Below are 15611 nucleotides of genomic sequence, written 5' to 3' on the forward strand. Positions count from 1 at the left end.
CGCCCTGCCCGATGCAGAAACACTTAAAAAATTGATGGAATGATGGAGATACAAAGCAACATAGAATATCAAGATTGGCTAAAAGCGTTAAAAGAGAAAGTTAGTGTTGCAAGGGTAAAGGCAGCTTTGGCAGCTAATAAAGAGTTGATACACTTTTATTTTGATTTAGGTAGAATGATTACTGAGCAGCAATCCAAAGCCGCTTGGGGCGATAAACTTTTAAATCAGCTCTCCAAAGATTTATCGGCTGAATTTCCAGATTTGAAAGGTTTCTCGATAACCAACCTGAAATATTGCAAACAGTTTTATCAATTCTACCAGTCGGAAATTAGTCAACAGACCGTTGACCAGTTGACAGCTTTTGATTTTGGTCAACACATTGTTGACCAATTGCCCTGGGGACACAACGTGTTGATTTTTACCAAATCAAAAAGTAAGGCGGAAGCTGAGTTTGCCTTGAGAGACATCAATAAACCTATGGGCATGAGTGAGTTTAAACTGACAGAAATAGTACCAGAGGACTTGAAATCTAGCCTACCTACCATTGAAGAGATTGAACAAACCCTAAAAACGAGCAGCCATGAATAAATTGAAAGTTCAAAAATATCCTGCTTACAAGGATTCGGGTGTGGAATGGTTGGGAGAGATTCCTGAGGGATGGGAATTAAGGCGATTTAAGTATTTATTCAAAGAAATAAACGAAAGAAGTACACAAGGCTCAGAAGATTTACTCTCCGTATCACAGTACACAGGTGTTACCAAAAAATCAGATAAAGTTGAAGAAGGAGATTTATTAACAACTGCTTCAACACTTGAAGGATACAAAAAGGTATATAAAAACGATTTAGTCAGCAACATCATGCTTGCATGGAATGGTAGCCTTGGATTTTCTCCTTTTGATGGGATAACAAGTCCTGCCTATTCAATTTATCGATTAAACACTGGTAACTCTGAACGCTTCTTTCATTATTTAGTGAGAAGCCAGATATACAAATCTGAATTTAAAAGGAACAGTTCAGGTGTCATAGAAAGTAGATTGAGATTGTACACAGATGATTTTTTTGCTATTTGGTCAATACTTCCACCTATCCAAGAACAAACCGCCATCGCCAAATTCTTAGATGACAAAACCGCTAAAATAGACCGTGCCATTGCTCAAAAAGAAAAGATGATTGCCCTGCTCAAAGAACGCAAGCAGATTATCATTCAAAATGCGGTAACAAAAGGTCTGAACTATGATTTGTGTGATGATTTTGATTTAGCTGATTTTGATTCAAAAAATCAAAGTCCATCAACCAATCATAAAAAATCACAGTTCAGACGAATGAAAGATAGCGGTGTGGAATGGATTGGGGAGATTCCAGAGCACTGGGAGGTAAAGAGATGCAAGTATTTATTTTACGAAGTATCAGAAAGGTCTATAAATGGAAATGAAGAATTACTGTCTGTATCTCATATGACTGGTGTAACTCCACGTTCTGAAAAGGAAATAAACATGTTTATGGCTGAAGATTACTCTGGGTCTAAGATATGTCAAGATGGAGATTTAGTTTACAATATCATGTGGGCATGGATGGGTGCTCTTGGTGTTGCAAACCAAACAGGTATAGTAAGTCCATCATATGGCGTTTATAGAATGAAAAAAATGGATTCTTTTAACAAAAGGTTTTTAGAATATAAACTAAAAACAGGTGAGTATATTGAATATTACAATAAAGTTTCGACTGGTCTTCATTCCTCTAGACTAAGGTTTTACGCCCATATGTTTATGAATATGGAAATCACATTTCCAGATAAAAATGAACAAGATAAAATTATTACGCACATCGAAACCCAATCCGTCAAGATAGATCAAGCGATAAGGTTGCAGGAGCAGCAGATAGTGAAATTAAAGGAATTGAAATCAACTCTGATTGATGGGGCGGTGACGGGGAAGATAAGGGTGTCTGAACTGTGATTTATGTGATTAAATGATATACTATGATTTACGATGAACTATGATTTTTGATAAATTATGATTAATAATGAATACAAGTACTCTGATTTAACTTCCCAAATTATTGGAAGTGCGATGAAGGTGCATTCAGCTTTGGGTAATGGATTTCAGGAAGTCATTTATCAACGAGCTTTAGAAATTGAAATGACGGACGAAGGCATAAGTTTTAAAAGGGAGTATAATATGCCTGTTTTTTACAAAAATCAGCAAATAGGCACCAGAAGAGTCGATTTTTTGGTGGAAGGGATTATTGCAGTAGAACTAAAGGCCATTATTCAATTGGAAGATGTGCACTTGGCGCAAGCGATCAATTACCTAGAAGCTTATGATTTAGAAATAGGGTTACTGATCAATTTCGGTGCAAAATCATTACAATTCAAAAGAGTCCAAAACAAGAAGTTTAATCAAAAGAATCAGGGTAATCCAAAAATCAACTAAATCAAAGTTCTGACAATGAAAGAAATAATCTTCATATCGAGTGTACAAAAGGAGTTTGCCAACGAGCGGCAAGCCTTAGCTGCCTATATTCGTGAAGATGAGTTGTTAAAATTGTTTTTTGAACCTTTTTTATTTGAAGAAGTAGCTGCTACATGGGATAGTCCCGGAAAAGTGTACCTCCATGAAGTACAAAAGGCCGAAATCTACTTGGGAATATTGGGCGCTGATTATGGATTTGAAGACAAAGAGGGGATTTCCCCAACTGAAAGAGAATTCGATGCAGCACAAGAAAACCATAAGTCCTGTTGGGTATTTATCCAAGGAAATCAAACTTTGAAGCGTCATCCCAAACAGCTGAAGTTTATTGATAAAGTTGGGGATAAGGTTTCCAGAAAGCGTTTTGAGTCATTGGATGATCTCAAAACGGAAATTTACAGAGCCGCCATACTTTATCTTAAGCAAAGTGGGAAAATTGATGCAGATGAATTTGACAGCAATATACTAAGTAAGGCCAGTTTGCATGATATTTCTGAAGAGGGGCTGATGACCTTTGTTCGGGAGGCAAGGGCCAAGCGTAACTTCCCTTTCAAAGAAACGGATCCGAAAGAAAAAATTCTTACTCACCTGCATTTGTTGAAACAAGGGCAGCTTACTAATAGTGCTATGCTGGCTTTTGGTAAAAAAACCCAACTATACTTCCCAACAGCTACAGTCAAATGTGCACATTTCCATGGATTAAACGTAAGCAAACCAATTCCCGATTACAAGGAATTTGGAGGTACAGTATTTCAAATGGCAGATGATGCTATTGACTTCGTACTTTCCAAAATCAGCCTATCCACAGGTGACAGAAGTAAAACCAATTTAGTAGATACTACCTACGAAGTTCCTCGAGCAGTAATCGCGGAAGGTATTATTAATGCCATTGCACATCGGGATTATTACAGCAAAGGAAGCATTCAAGTTTCCGTTTTCAAAGATCGAATAGAAATCTCTAATCCAGGTTCCCTTCCAAAGGAGTTAAATATTTCACAACTGAAAGACCCACATAGTTCTTATCCATTTAATCCAGCTCTGGCCAACTGTATGTTCTTGACTGGTGCGATTGAGCGCTTTGGGACGGGGATTCCCGAGATGTTTACCCTGAGTGCAGAGAGAGGCTTAAGAATGCCTGATTTTGAAGACAATAAGACATTTACTGTTACGATTTGGCGTCCTTCTGCAAGCACCGCACATGATACCGACCATGATACCGCACATGATACCGCACATGATAGCTTATTTATAAACCTTGAATATTTGCCGCACCGACTCTTGTGGATATTGGAGGGAGAACTAAGTAGGAGTGAAATGATGGAAAGGTTGGGCCTCACCCACCGGACAAATTTTAATGAAAACTATCTTGATCCAGCGACTGAGTCCAATTGGATCGAAATGACAATTCCTGATAAGCCAAAAAGTAAGAAACAGCGTTACCGATTGACAAAAGCAGGATTGAAAATCAAAGAAAAAATTGCAGATGACAACAAGTAAAACTAACGAAGCCGCCCTAGAAGCTGCCATTGAGAAAGCCCTAACAGGTTCTTCCTTAGAAGAACAAGGCGGTGATGATAGCCTAGTTTCTGAACCTCATGCGATCTATCGTGCTGGTAATGGTTTTTATATGGGAGATGCCAATGATTTCAATCCGAAATATGCTTTGGACGAAGTACGGTTTTGGCATTTTTTAGAAAACAAGCAGGAAGAAGAGTTGGATAAACTCAAGCGATCAGCAGACTGGAAACTGAAGATAGTGGAGCGCTATGACCGTATGATCAAGAAATATGGGATACTTCGCTTACTCCGCAAAGGCTTGGAAGTGGAAGATGCCCACTTCACCTTGCTCTATCAAGTTCCCATGTCGAGCAGCAGTCAGGCTGTAAAAGCTAATTTTGAAAAGAATGAGTTCAGTGTAAGCCGTCAAATTCGTTACAATACAGACAATCAGCGAGAAGAGATTGATATGGTGGTTTTTATCAATGGCTTGCCCATCGCCACACTGGAACTCAAAAATGCCTGGACCGGACAAACAGCCAAGAGTCATGGCATCCGTCAGTACAAGAAAGATAGAGATATTCGTCAGCCATTGCTGCAGTTTGGCCGATGCGTAGTACACTTTGCGGTAGATACAGATGAAGTATATATGTGTACCAAGCTAGATGGGGACAACTCTTTCTTTCTGCCCTTTAACAAAGGAAACAACAGCGGCAAAGGAAATCCTGTTAACCCATTTGGGCATCGGTCTTCCTACCTGTGGGAGGAGATTTTTACGAGAGAGAGTTTGGCTACCATTATTCAACATTTTGTGAGGTTTGATGGAAAATCTACAGATCCATTAGGAAAAAGAACCCTGTTCTTTCCTCGCTATCATCAATTGGATGTTGTTCGGAAATTACTCAGTCATGCTTCCAAAAATGGTGTAGGCCATACCTACCTGATTCAGCATTCAGCAGGATCTGGAAAATCAAATTCCATCACGTGGGCAGCCTATCAATTGATAGAGACTTATCCAGAAAGGGATGATTTGCCCGGTTCAAAAGGGGTTCAAAATCCGCTATTTGATTCGGTAATTGTAGTCACCGATAGGCGATTGCTTGACAAACAATTGCGCGAAAATATCAAAGAATTCTCCGAAGTTAAGAATATCGTTGCCCCAGCTTTTTCTTCCCGAGATTTGAAAGAGAGTTTGGAACAAGGTAAGAAAATCATCATTACCACCATTCAGAAATTTCCATTTATTGTGGATGGTATAGCAGACCTCAGCGACAAGCGATTTGCAGTCATTATTGACGAGGCACACAGTTCACAAAGTGGTACTGCAGCAGGTACTATGAATCAGGCCATGGGTATGGGAGTTAATGAGGAGGATGACCAAGATGGCCAAGATATCATTTTGAAAGCCATGCAAGCCCGAAAAATGAAGGGCAATGCATCTTACTTGGCATTTACAGCAACACCCAAAAACGCCACATTGGAACGATTTGGGACAAAGCAGGAAGATGGCAGCTTCAAACCTTTTCACCTGTATTCCATGAAGCAGGCCATTGAAGAAGGGTTTATTTTGGATGTATTAGCCAATTATACCACCTACAAAAGCTACTATGAAATAGAAAAGTCCATTCAAGACAACCCCTTGTTTGACACCAAAAAGGCACAGAAAAAACTCCGTGCGTATGTAGAGCGACACAAACAAACCATAGCTACCAAAGCCGAAATCATCATTGAGCACTTCATCACAAAAGTGTCCAATACCAAAAAGCTCAAAGGGAAAGCAAAAGCGATGGTGATTACACAAAATATTGAATCGGCTATTCGTTATTTTTTGGCCATCAAACAAATCATCAATGACAAAGGAAATCCCTTCAAAATAGCCATTGCCTTTTCGGGAAAGAAAACAGTGGATGGGATTGAATATACAGAAGCTGATTTGAATGGCTTTGCAGAAAAAGATACCCGAGACCACTTTGATTCCGATGATTATCGGATGTTGGTTGTGGCCAATAAATACTTGACTGGTTTTGATCAACCCAAGCTTTGCACCATGTATGTGGACAAAAAGCTACAAGGTGTTTTAGCAGTTCAGGCGTTAAGCCGTTTGAATCGTGCAGCTGATAAATTGGGGAAGAAAACCGAAGATTTATTTGTGTTGGACTTTTTCAATGATGTGGATGAAATTAAATTATCCTTTGACCCATTTTATACGTCCACCTCACTCAGCGGCGCGACAGATATCAATGTTTTACATGAATTAAAAGGGACTTTGGATGATGTGGGTGTGTACGAGTGGGAAGAGGTAGAAGAGTTTGTGAGCAACTATTTTGAGGGTGTAGATGCACAACAACTGAGTCCTATCATTGATACAGCAGCTAATCGTTTCAATGCAGCATTGGATTTGGAAGACGATGAAAAGGCAGACTTCAAAATCAAAGCGAAGCAGTTTGTGAAGATATATGGACAAATGGCTTCCATCATGCCTTATGAAGTATTGCCTTGGGAAAAGCTGTTTTGGTTTTTGAAATTCTTGATTCCCAAATTGATTGTCAAGACTAAGGAAGATGAATTGATAGATGAATTGTTAGAGTCTGTTGATTTATCGACCTATGGCTTAGAAAGAACAAAGCTTAACTACACCATTGGATTAGATGATTCGTCAACCGAATTGGATCCACAAAACCCTAACCCCAGAGGTGCACATGGTAACAATGAAGACAAAGATCCCTTAGATGAAATCATCAAATCATTCAATGATCGATGGTTTCAAGGTTGGGATGCTACACCAGAAGATCAGAGAGTAAAGTTCATATCCATCAGCAGACATATTCAAGCCCATCCAGATTTTAAAACCAAAGTAGCTGATAATAGAGATTCTCAGAACCGTGACTTGGCTTTCAAGAGAATCTTAGATGAGGTAATGGGGCAGCAGCGAAAAAAGGAGCTGGAGTTGTATAAATTGTATGCAAAGGACGAATCTTTCTATCAGGCCTTATTTGACACCATGAAAAGGATGATTGATCATCCGAGAATTGGAAAATAGTTCGCGATTATTTGTAAATCGATGGATTTAGCGGTTTTCTCAAACATTAACATAAAATGGAGGACAAGGAGTGAAAGGCTGTGCCATAGCACAAAAGGCATAAACTGTAGTGGCCCTACTACAGGTTTGATCCCACTAGCGACCGAGTGGCAGAGGATTCGTTGTCAATCTGCTAAATCCCCCATCTCACCGACTTCATTTGCTCGAAAATTGACTGGTTCAAGTCCTAGCCCGCGTCGAGGTGTTTTGAGCCTGATCCATAAATAGTTCAATCAAAAAACAAAATGCCGAATAATCTTATGTATTTTTGCGCCGGTTAACCACAACGGAAAATTTTTGAGATGGCAATGAACATTGTGATTGCAGGAGCGGGAGATATGGGGTATCATTTGGCTGAGCAACTCAGCTTTGAACACAACGATATCACCCTGATCGATCTCGATGCCGATGTATTGGAAAGTACCTCCTCCCAGTTGGATGTTCTTACCCTGTTGGGAGATTCCGCCTCTATCGATGTACTCAAACGGGCCAATGTACACCAAGCTCATTTGGTCTTGGCTGTTACTACCTCAGAAAAAACCAACCTGGTCACTGCGGTTATGGCCAAACAGTTGGGGGCCAAGAAAGTGATCGCCAGGGTCCGTAGCCACGATTATCTTTTTCCGGAAAACCAAAACTATTTTTTGAACCTAGGCATTGACTCCATCATCTCGCCTTCCATGCTTTGCAGCAACGAGATTACGCGGATGATGAAAAATTCCACCTTTTCGGATGTCATGGAGTTTGAGGGAGGTAAGCTGAACGTCGTGGGCATCACCCTAGATAGGTACTCGCCCTTGGTGAATAAGCGACTATCCGATGCCAGTACGGATCCTATTTTCGAAGACATTCGCATCATCGCGCTGGTCCGGGACCAAATTACCATTATTCCAAAGGGAGACACCTACATCCGAAACGGAGACCATGTGTATTTCATTTCGAATAAGACGGCCGTGGACTCTGTCAAGGAATTGATTCGTCACAAGGAGGTACCCATTAATCAGGTGATGATCATAGGTGGAGATGACCTAGCCTATTCCACGGCCAAAAAGCTGGAGGAGAGCTATCGAGTCACATTGATTCATAACCAAAAGGAGCGATGCAAGTGGCTTTCCCAACGCTTGGACCATTCCCTCGTGATTCATGGAGACTATAAGAACATCAGTCTGCTGATTGACGAAGGCTTGGAAACCATGGACGGATTTCTGGCCCTTACAGAGAGTTCGGAAACCAACATCATCACCAGTCTCAGTGCCAAAAATCACGGTGTATATAAAACCATTGCGCACGTGGATACCCGGGAATACATCCATATTTCCCACAGCATCGGGGTGGATTCGCTAATCAACAAAAAGCTGGTTGCGGCAAATTACGTAAGCAGGTACCTCCGCAAAGGCAACGTGGAGGCTGTAGCAGGCATACACGGGGTGGATGCGGAATTTGTCCAATACGTGGTTACAAAGAATAATCGACTCACCAAAAAGTCACTGAAAAAACTGCATTTTCCGGAAACCGCCATTGTTGCAGGCGTGATACGTGGAGATGAAGTGTATATTCCGGATGGTAACTTTCACCTTCAGTTAAACGACAAAGCCATCGTGCTAGCACTGCCTTCGGCAAAGCCTGTATTAGAAAGACTATTCAATTAAAAGATGATTCATTTTAAGGCGATTTTTAAGGTAATGGGGGGACTACTCATGCTGTTGGCTATCAGTATGATGCCCTGTATCGCATTCTCCTATTACTACCGCAGCGGGGATGATTTTCCGCTGATCATGGCAGCCTTGATTTCGGGAACGGTTGGTGCGACGTTGTTTTTTTCTTTTGCTTCACAAGACCAAAACATCCGCAAGCGGGAAGGGTATCTTATAGTCGCTCTAAGCTGGGTGTTTATGACGATCTTTGGACTCCTACCATACCTTTTCAGTGGGTCGATTGTTCATTTTGCAGATGCAGTATTCGAAACAATTTCCGGATTTACCACCACTGGTGCTACTATTCTGGAAGATATCGAAGTTTTGCCTTCGGGTGTATTGCTATGGCGCAGCATGACCCAGTGGATCGGTGGTTTGGGAATTATCGTGTTGACTGTTGCCATTTTTCCACTCTTGGGGATTGGTGGGATCGAGCTGTTTGTTGCGGAGTCACCGGGCCCTACCTCAGATAAGCTGCACCCACGCATACAGGAGACGGCTAAACGGCTTTGGCTGGTATACGTAGGGTTGACCATTGTACTCACCTGGGTGTATTATTTCCAAGGGATGACATTTTTTGATTCGGTATGTCATTCTCTATCCACAATGGCTACAGGAGGGTTTTCGACGAAAAATGCTTCGATGGCCTATTACACAAGTCCCTATATTCAATATACCACCGTGTTTTTTATGTTTTTGTCAGGCACCAATTATACGCTGATTTATTTGGGGCTGAACGGTAAGTTTAACAGGGTTTGGGCCAGTGATGAATTCCGGGCCTACTTGATTTCGGTTTCTGTGGTGGTGTTTGTAGTAGCTATTGCTGTTTACTTGATTACTGGTGTACACTGGGAACAGGCCTTTCGGGATACATTGTTTCAAGTAGTTTCGTTGGTTACGACTACTGGCTATGTCACCGCCGACTACACTTCGTATAACTCAGGACTTACGATCATTTTCTTTATGCTATTGTTTACCGGTGCCTGTGCAGGGTCCACATCAGGAGGTATCAAATTCATCCGCCACCTGACGTTTGTCAAAAACTCTACGTTGGAGTTTAAGCGGATCGTTCACCCCCGTGCCGTAATACCTCTCAAAATAAACGGTGAGCGGGTAAATGGTCGGATTATTACCCATATTTTCACCTTCCTGCTGGTTTATCTGATGATTTTTGTGGTGGGCAGTATCGTGATGTCCATAGCGGGATATGATCTACTGACATCTTTTGGTGCTGTAGCCTCAGCGTTGGGAAATGTGGGACCTGCGATTGGCCTTGTCGGACCTATGGATAACTTTGCGTTTTTCTCGCCGTTTGCCAAACTGTTTCTAAGCTTTTTAATGTTGTTGGGTAGGCTGGAGTTATTTACCATTCTGGTACTGTTCACTCCATTCTTTTGGAGGGCCAATTAACTACCTATTCTGGATAGAGGTCATTGTCGCTGACTTGATAAAACATTCAAATGGAAAATCAATCGAACGAAGTACCGGTTTATGCTGTATTCACAGAAAGAAAACTTGGATACAAGGGTAACCCCGCGGCCATTGTGGAGGTGTCCGAACCGCTTTCAGAAAATGATATGCAGGTCCTTGCCGCCAAATACCAGCAACCGGCCACCACCTTTTTGGTAAGAAATGCACAGCAAGCTACTGAATTTTGGGTGCGTTGGTTTGCGCCCGACGAAGAGATCGGTTTATGTGGTCACGGTGCAGCGGCTGCAGGGGCCTACTTGGGCCAGAAGTACAAAGACATAGAGACCTTTACATTGCGTTTTGGATCCGGAGAAATGGAGGTTCATTTTCACTATCCGGATCAGGTTTCGCTGTTGCTCGATGCCATTCCAGTTATACAGGAAATCGAAGTACCCCAAGCTATCCGGGATGGGTTGGGCATTCCGGTGCTTGCGATGTACGAAACAGGTAACAAGCATTTGATACTCACCGAATCGGAACAACAAGTTCAAGGCATGCAGCCCAATTTTGACCGGCTGCGCGACAGCGAAATTTTCGGCTATGCCGTTACCGCGCCCGGATCCAAGGTGGATTTTGTGAGTCGCACATTCGTACCTCATGTACAGCAATTGGAGGATTTTGCCACGGGGTCATCCCATGCCATGTTGTCACCTTTTTGGTCACAACGGCTGGAAAAGAAGGATATGATCGCTCATCAACTAAGTAGCAGGGGTGGGGTCTTCAACATTCAACTCCTGGGGTCGAAAGTCAGGTTATCCGGCTATTTTACGCGGGAAAATGATCTTTGATAGGGTCATGTAGGTATTGATTCCAAGAGGATTAACGTCGTTGTAGTTGTTTTTTGAATCATTTTAATAATTTTAATTAATTTTTTTATCTGGGTTATTTTTTCGAATTTTTCGCAATAATTGTTTATCAATGGTATGGTTGTTGCTTAAACATTTGGAAATATGTCTGAAAATGACGATTTCTCGAAATTTTTACGCAGTATATTTCTACTGTAAATAGGGGCAAGTAAGTTTTATTTGCCTCGTTCATATAAAAAAAATACTAAAATGAACATGCCTAAAATTCTCATCAAATACGGTGGGAATGCGATGATCCATGAACAGCTCAAAGAGGAAATTGCGAAACAGCTCAAGGAGCTTAAGGATAGAAATTACCAAGTAATCCTCGTTCACGGCGGGGGACCTTTTATCAACAAGGCTTTGGAAGAAGCAGGAATCAGCTCGGTGTTTTACGATGGGCACCGACATACCAGTGGTGAGGCGCTTCGCTGCATTGAAAAGACACTCAAAGGAGAAGTAAACGGTTCCTTGGTCTCTGCGCTCAACCGGAACGGTCTGTCTGCGGTCGGAATCTCTGGCAAGGATGGTAAGTTTGCCGTGGCAAAGAAACGCGTACACCGAAAGACAGCGCCCGATGGAACCATACAGGAACAGGATCTGGGTTTTGTGGGAGACCTGATGGAGGTGGATACAAAGCTGATCGATGGCTTGCTGGATGCGGGATTTGTACCTGTGATCGCCTGCCTGGCATCTGATGAGGAAGGAAATGATTACAATGTAAATGGAGATGTTTTTGCCGGTAAAATAGCAGCTGCTTTAAATGTAGATGCCTATGTGGTGCTAACGGACGTGGACGGTCTCTATCGGTCCTTTCCAGATCCCAATTCATTGATCCCCGAGATTTCCGCACCTGAATTACAAGGGCTTTTTGGCTCAGCCATTACAGGTGGGATGATTCCGAAAATCACATCCTGCTTGGAGGCATTGGAGAATGGGGTGAAGAAAGTGGTCATCCTCAACGGAACCAAGCCTGAATTGCTCACGGATGTGCTCGTTGATCACCGTAAAAATGGAACCATTATAACCCCCTAGATATGGAAATCTCTAACCTATATTTACACGAAGAAGACAAATTACATTATTTGCCGACCTTCAAGCGTTTTCCGCTTGCCTTCATCAAGGGCAAAGGCTCCAGGCTTTGGGATGCAGATGGAAAGGAATACATTGACCTGCTTGCCGGGATTGCGGTAAACAATGTGGGACATTGCCACCCGAAGGTGGTGAAAGCCATACAGGAGCAGGCTGCCGAGCTGATGCATGTTTCTAACTTTTTCGTCAGTCCCCCTCAGGTCGCCCTGAGCAAACTGTTGGTGGATATCAGCTACATGGATCATGTGTTTCTGACAAACAGCGGCGCCGAATCGGTGGAAGGCGCCATCAAGGTGGCCAGAAAGTGGGCACATGCGAACGGAAAGGGAGGTACTATCATCTCTATGGAAAATTCCTTTCACGGCAGAACGCTTGCGACCATTGCTACCGGACAGGAGAAATACCAAAGGGGATTTGCACCCATACCAACCGGTTTTGCACAAGTGCCCTTCAACGACATCGCTGCCATCAAGGCTGTGTCGTCCGAGGAAGTGGCTGCGATCATCGTGGAACCTATCCAAGGTGAGGGAGGTATCAGACCGGCAAATCCTCAATACCTTCAGCAGTTGCGAAACTACTGCGATGAACACCGAATCCTACTTATTTTTGACGAGATACAGTGCGGGGTGGGTAGAACAGGCCAGTACTTTGCCAAAGACCATTATGGCGTACAGCCGGATATCATGACCTTGGCCAAGGGATTGGGTGGGGGCATGGCAATTGGAGCTTTTTTGTGCGTGAAGAAAGTTGGCGATGCCATCGACTTTGGCGATCACGGTACCACATTTGGCGGCAATCCACTGGCTTCAGCAGCGGCATTGGCTACCCTGCAGGTTATTCAGGAAGAAAAGTTGCTGGATGAGGCAACCGAAAAAGGTGCTTGGTTGATGGATAAGCTTAGGGGGCTTCAGAAAGAGTTTGGCACGATCCGGGAGGTCCGGGGCGTCGGTCTGATGATCGGCGTGCAGTTAGACAAACCGGCGGCGCCATTGGTCAAGGCGCTCATGGATAGGGGTATCATAGCGAATGCAACAGCAGACAATGTACTCCGGCTGGTGCCGCCGCTGAATATTCCCAAAAGCGATCTGAAAACTGCGCTGGAAGTACTTAGGGAACTGTTAACAAACGATTAAATGTCATTACCGAATAAAAAATACAAGGCTTCGATCATTGGAGCTTCCGGGTATACCGGGTCCGAAATCGCACGGATTTTAGTAAACCATCCATTTGTTTCTATCGAGCATATCACTTCCGAAACACACGCCGGCAAGGCGTTTTCGGATTTACATCCGCAGTTTGTTGGGATTTTGGACCTTCCACTCGAGCGGGCAGCGGAAATTGACGTGGAGGAGCAGGATGTGCTCTTCTTGGCATTGCCCCATGGCGTTTCGATGGAATTTGTCCGGCAATGGTACGGAAAAACAAAGTTGGTTGATTTGTCGGGAGATTTTCGATTGTCCAATGCTACCGTATATGAGGACTGGTATAAGAAGCGACATGTCTATGCGGAAGGCTTTGGCAAAGCGGTATATGGAATGCCCGAACTGCATGGCGAAGCGATTGCGCAGGCGGACTTGGTGGCAAATCCCGGGTGTTATCCCACGGCATCCATTCTTGGATTAGCTCCGGCACTAGCTGGAGAGCTTGTGCATGCCGATTCAGTGATCATCGATGCCAAATCTGGTACAACCGGTGCAGGTGTAAAAGCGAGTGATACCACCCATTTTTCGAATGTGAACGAAAATTTTCGTGCCTATGGAATTGGAAACCATCGGCATACCATTGAAATTGAGGAGCAATTGGGCCTGATCCAAGGCAACCGATGTCAGGTTCAATTCACGCCACATCTGCTGCCGGTGGACCGGGGGATCTTGGCTACTGCATATGCTTCCTTGGCGAAAGATGTCTCAGAGGAACAGGTAGTAGCTGCCTATAAAACATTTTACCGAGAGCAGCCTTTTATCCGTTTTCGGAAGCAAGCACCTAGCCTGAAGGATGTCCGCGGTAGTAATTACTGTGATATCTTCATTCATATCGATCCCCGTACGAAGCGTCTTATCGTCGTTTCAGCGATCGACAATCTGGTGAAGGGCGCAGCCGGCCAGGCCGTACACAACATGAATCTAATGTTGGGATTGGAACAAGCCGTCGGTTTGGACCAAGTTCCCATGAAACCATAATCTTACTGCTTTACGATGATAAAAAATATTACCAATGTAAAGGGCATTAAATGTTGGGGAGCACACTCCGGCGTTAAGTCCATGAGAAGAGATCTCGCCCTCATTTATTCGGAGGTTCCAGCTGCTGCCGCGGCCACGCTTACGCAGAACAAGGTGCAGGCCGAGCCCATCAAGGTAACGCGAAAGCATCTTAAGAATAACCGGGCACAGGTGATCGTGTGCAATGCCGGAAATGCAAATGCCTGTACCGGAGAGCAGGGTCGGCTGGGTGCTGAAGCCATGGCGGATACGGTAGCAGAAATGCTTTCTATTTCCAAAGAAGACGTGATTGTGGCCTCTACTGGGTTGATCGGAGAGAAGTTTCCGACTGAGGAAGTGGTGGAAGGGATTCGCACCAATATCCCCAAGCTAAGCAACGAGCCGAAAGCGGGTTCCTTCCTTGCGAATGCCATCCTGACCACGGATACCTTTGCAAAAGAGGGATTTGTGGAGTTTGAATGGGAGGGAAAGACAATCTCCATCGGAGGGGTGGCCAAGGGGTCCGGTATGATCCATCCCAACATGGCTACCATGCTGGCCTTCGTGGCGACGGATATTGCAATTGACGAAAAGCTTCTGCAAAAGACATTAAATTACTGTGTGGAGCGGTCCTTTAACATGATCACCGTGGACGGCGACACGTCTACCAACGACATGGTGGCGGTTTTGGCTAACGGTATGGCGGGTAATCGACAGATCACGAGTACGGATGATCCGTTGTATTTGATGTTTAGAGATAAATTGACGGAATTGTTGATTCACTTGGCAAAGTTGATCGTATCGGATGGAGAAGGAGCTTCTAAATTTATCGAATACCACGTATCCAATGCAAAATCAGAGGTAAACGCACGCCTGATGGTGCGGGCGATTTCTGATTCCGTCCTGGTGAAAACCGCCATGTTTGGACGTGATCCAAACTGGGGCCGTATCATTGCCGCCTGCGGAAACGCAGGAATCGCCTTTAATTATCGGAAAGCCAACCTGTATCTGGGAGATAGCAACAACATGGTGCAGGTACTCAAAAAAGGAACTCCGACTGATTTTGACAAAAACTACATGAAAAAGCTGCTCAGGGAATCCCATATCCGGGTCCACCTGGAACTCAATACGGGAAAATACGAGGCAGTGGGCTGGGGAAGTGATCTGACCACAGATTATGTCATGTTTAACTCGGTGTACACCACTTAGGGGTATAACCGCAAGTAAGTTTCGCCGGAAAGTAAGGATACTGCCTCTTGAGGCATA

The 15611-nt window shown here is 43.7% G+C and carries 12 protein-coding genes; all 12 read left to right on the forward strand.

All coding sequences use genetic code 11. From position 1 onward, the window contains the following. Positions 1-39 precede the first annotated feature (39 nt). The 12 genes from JJU34_RS12860 to argJ all read left to right on the forward strand — a co-directional run bounded on the left by JJU34_RS12860 (position 40) and on the right by argJ (position 15554). On the forward strand, positions 40-588 hold the full coding sequence (locus JJU34_RS12860; protein ID WP_228692783.1) for a DUF1016 N-terminal domain-containing protein: 549 nt from the start codon (positions 40-42) through the stop codon (positions 586-588). Continuing rightward, on the forward strand, positions 581-1957 hold the full coding sequence (locus JJU34_RS12865; protein ID WP_228692784.1) for a restriction endonuclease subunit S: 1377 nt from the start codon (positions 581-583) through the stop codon (positions 1955-1957). The genes JJU34_RS12860 and JJU34_RS12865 overlap by 8 nt, the downstream gene beginning before the upstream one ends. A gap of 57 nt (positions 1958-2014) precedes the next feature. Next, positions 2015-2434 carry a GxxExxY protein gene (locus JJU34_RS12870; protein WP_228692785.1) on the forward strand — a complete coding sequence of 140 codons (420 nt, stop codon included), beginning with the start codon at positions 2015-2017 and terminating at the stop codon, positions 2432-2434. 15 nt (positions 2435-2449) lie between these two features. Beyond that, positions 2450-3967, forward strand: coding sequence for a Fic family protein (locus JJU34_RS12875; RefSeq protein WP_228692786.1), 1518 nt, complete (start codon positions 2450-2452; stop codon positions 3965-3967). Beyond that, a complete protein-coding gene (locus JJU34_RS12880; protein WP_228692787.1) occupies positions 3954-7007 on the forward strand; it encodes a type I restriction endonuclease subunit R in 3054 nt (1017 codons plus the stop codon). Before JJU34_RS12875 ends, JJU34_RS12880 begins: the two co-directional genes overlap by 14 nt. Before the next feature lie 341 nt (positions 7008-7348). Beyond that, a complete protein-coding gene (gene trkA / locus JJU34_RS12885) occupies positions 7349-8695 on the forward strand; it encodes a Trk system potassium transporter TrkA (protein WP_228692788.1) in 1347 nt (448 codons plus the stop codon). A 3-nt stretch (positions 8696-8698) separates the two neighbouring features. Then, positions 8699-10150 carry a potassium transporter TrkG gene (locus JJU34_RS12890; RefSeq protein ID WP_228692789.1) on the forward strand — a complete coding sequence of 484 codons (1452 nt, stop codon included), beginning with the start codon at positions 8699-8701 and terminating at the stop codon, positions 10148-10150. A gap of 50 nt (positions 10151-10200) precedes the next feature. Further along, on the forward strand, positions 10201-10998 hold the full coding sequence (locus JJU34_RS12895; RefSeq protein WP_228692790.1) for a PhzF family phenazine biosynthesis isomerase: 798 nt from the start codon (positions 10201-10203) through the stop codon (positions 10996-10998). Positions 10999-11271: 273 nt separating this feature from the next. Next, positions 11272-12090: an acetylglutamate kinase gene (gene argB, locus JJU34_RS12900; protein WP_228692791.1), complete on the forward strand. Its 819-nt coding sequence runs from the start codon at positions 11272-11274 to the stop codon at positions 12088-12090. Between the two features lie 2 nt (positions 12091-12092). Further along, entirely contained in the window at positions 12093-13280 is a 1188-nt protein-coding gene (locus JJU34_RS12905) for an aspartate aminotransferase family protein (RefSeq protein ID WP_228692792.1), read from the forward strand. Next, positions 13281-14327, forward strand: coding sequence for an N-acetyl-gamma-glutamyl-phosphate reductase (gene argC / locus JJU34_RS12910; protein WP_228692793.1), 1047 nt, complete (start codon positions 13281-13283; stop codon positions 14325-14327). It begins immediately after the preceding gene. A 15-nt stretch (positions 14328-14342) separates the two neighbouring features. After that, positions 14343-15554, forward strand: coding sequence for a bifunctional glutamate N-acetyltransferase/amino-acid acetyltransferase ArgJ (gene argJ / locus JJU34_RS12915; protein ID WP_228692794.1), 1212 nt, complete (start codon positions 14343-14345; stop codon positions 15552-15554). The last annotated feature ends 57 nt before the right edge of the window (positions 15555-15611 follow it).

The sequence above is a fragment of the Lunatimonas sp. genome (assembly GCF_020832325.1).
Taxonomy (GTDB): domain Bacteria; phylum Bacteroidota; class Bacteroidia; order Cytophagales; family Cyclobacteriaceae; genus Lunatimonas.

What these genes read in the sequence shown, in the direction of transcription:
- JJU34_RS12880 (WP_228692787.1), top strand. Translation starts at nt 3,954, where the DNA reads ATGACAACAAGTAAAACTAACGAAGCCGCCCTAGAAGCTGCCATTGAG.
- JJU34_RS12895 (WP_228692790.1), top strand. Translation starts at nt 10,201, where the DNA reads ATGGAAAATCAATCGAACGAAGTACCGGTTTATGCTGTATTCACAGAA.
- JJU34_RS12905 (WP_228692792.1), top strand. Translation starts at nt 12,093, where the DNA reads ATGGAAATCTCTAACCTATATTTACACGAAGAAGACAAATTACATTAT.
- JJU34_RS12860 (WP_228692783.1), top strand. Translation starts at nt 40, where the DNA reads ATGATGGAGATACAAAGCAACATAGAATATCAAGATTGGCTAAAAGCG.
- JJU34_RS12870 (WP_228692785.1), top strand. Translation starts at nt 2,015, where the DNA reads ATGATTAATAATGAATACAAGTACTCTGATTTAACTTCCCAAATTATT.
- argB (WP_228692791.1), top strand. Translation starts at nt 11,272, where the DNA reads ATGCCTAAAATTCTCATCAAATACGGTGGGAATGCGATGATCCATGAA.
- argC (WP_228692793.1), top strand. Translation starts at nt 13,281, where the DNA reads ATGTCATTACCGAATAAAAAATACAAGGCTTCGATCATTGGAGCTTCC.
- trkA (WP_228692788.1), top strand. Translation starts at nt 7,349, where the DNA reads ATGGCAATGAACATTGTGATTGCAGGAGCGGGAGATATGGGGTATCAT.
- JJU34_RS12890 (WP_228692789.1), top strand. Translation starts at nt 8,699, where the DNA reads ATGATTCATTTTAAGGCGATTTTTAAGGTAATGGGGGGACTACTCATG.
- JJU34_RS12865 (WP_228692784.1), top strand. Translation starts at nt 581, where the DNA reads ATGAATAAATTGAAAGTTCAAAAATATCCTGCTTACAAGGATTCGGGT.
- JJU34_RS12875 (WP_228692786.1), top strand. Translation starts at nt 2,450, where the DNA reads ATGAAAGAAATAATCTTCATATCGAGTGTACAAAAGGAGTTTGCCAAC.
- argJ (WP_228692794.1), top strand. Translation starts at nt 14,343, where the DNA reads ATGATAAAAAATATTACCAATGTAAAGGGCATTAAATGTTGGGGAGCA.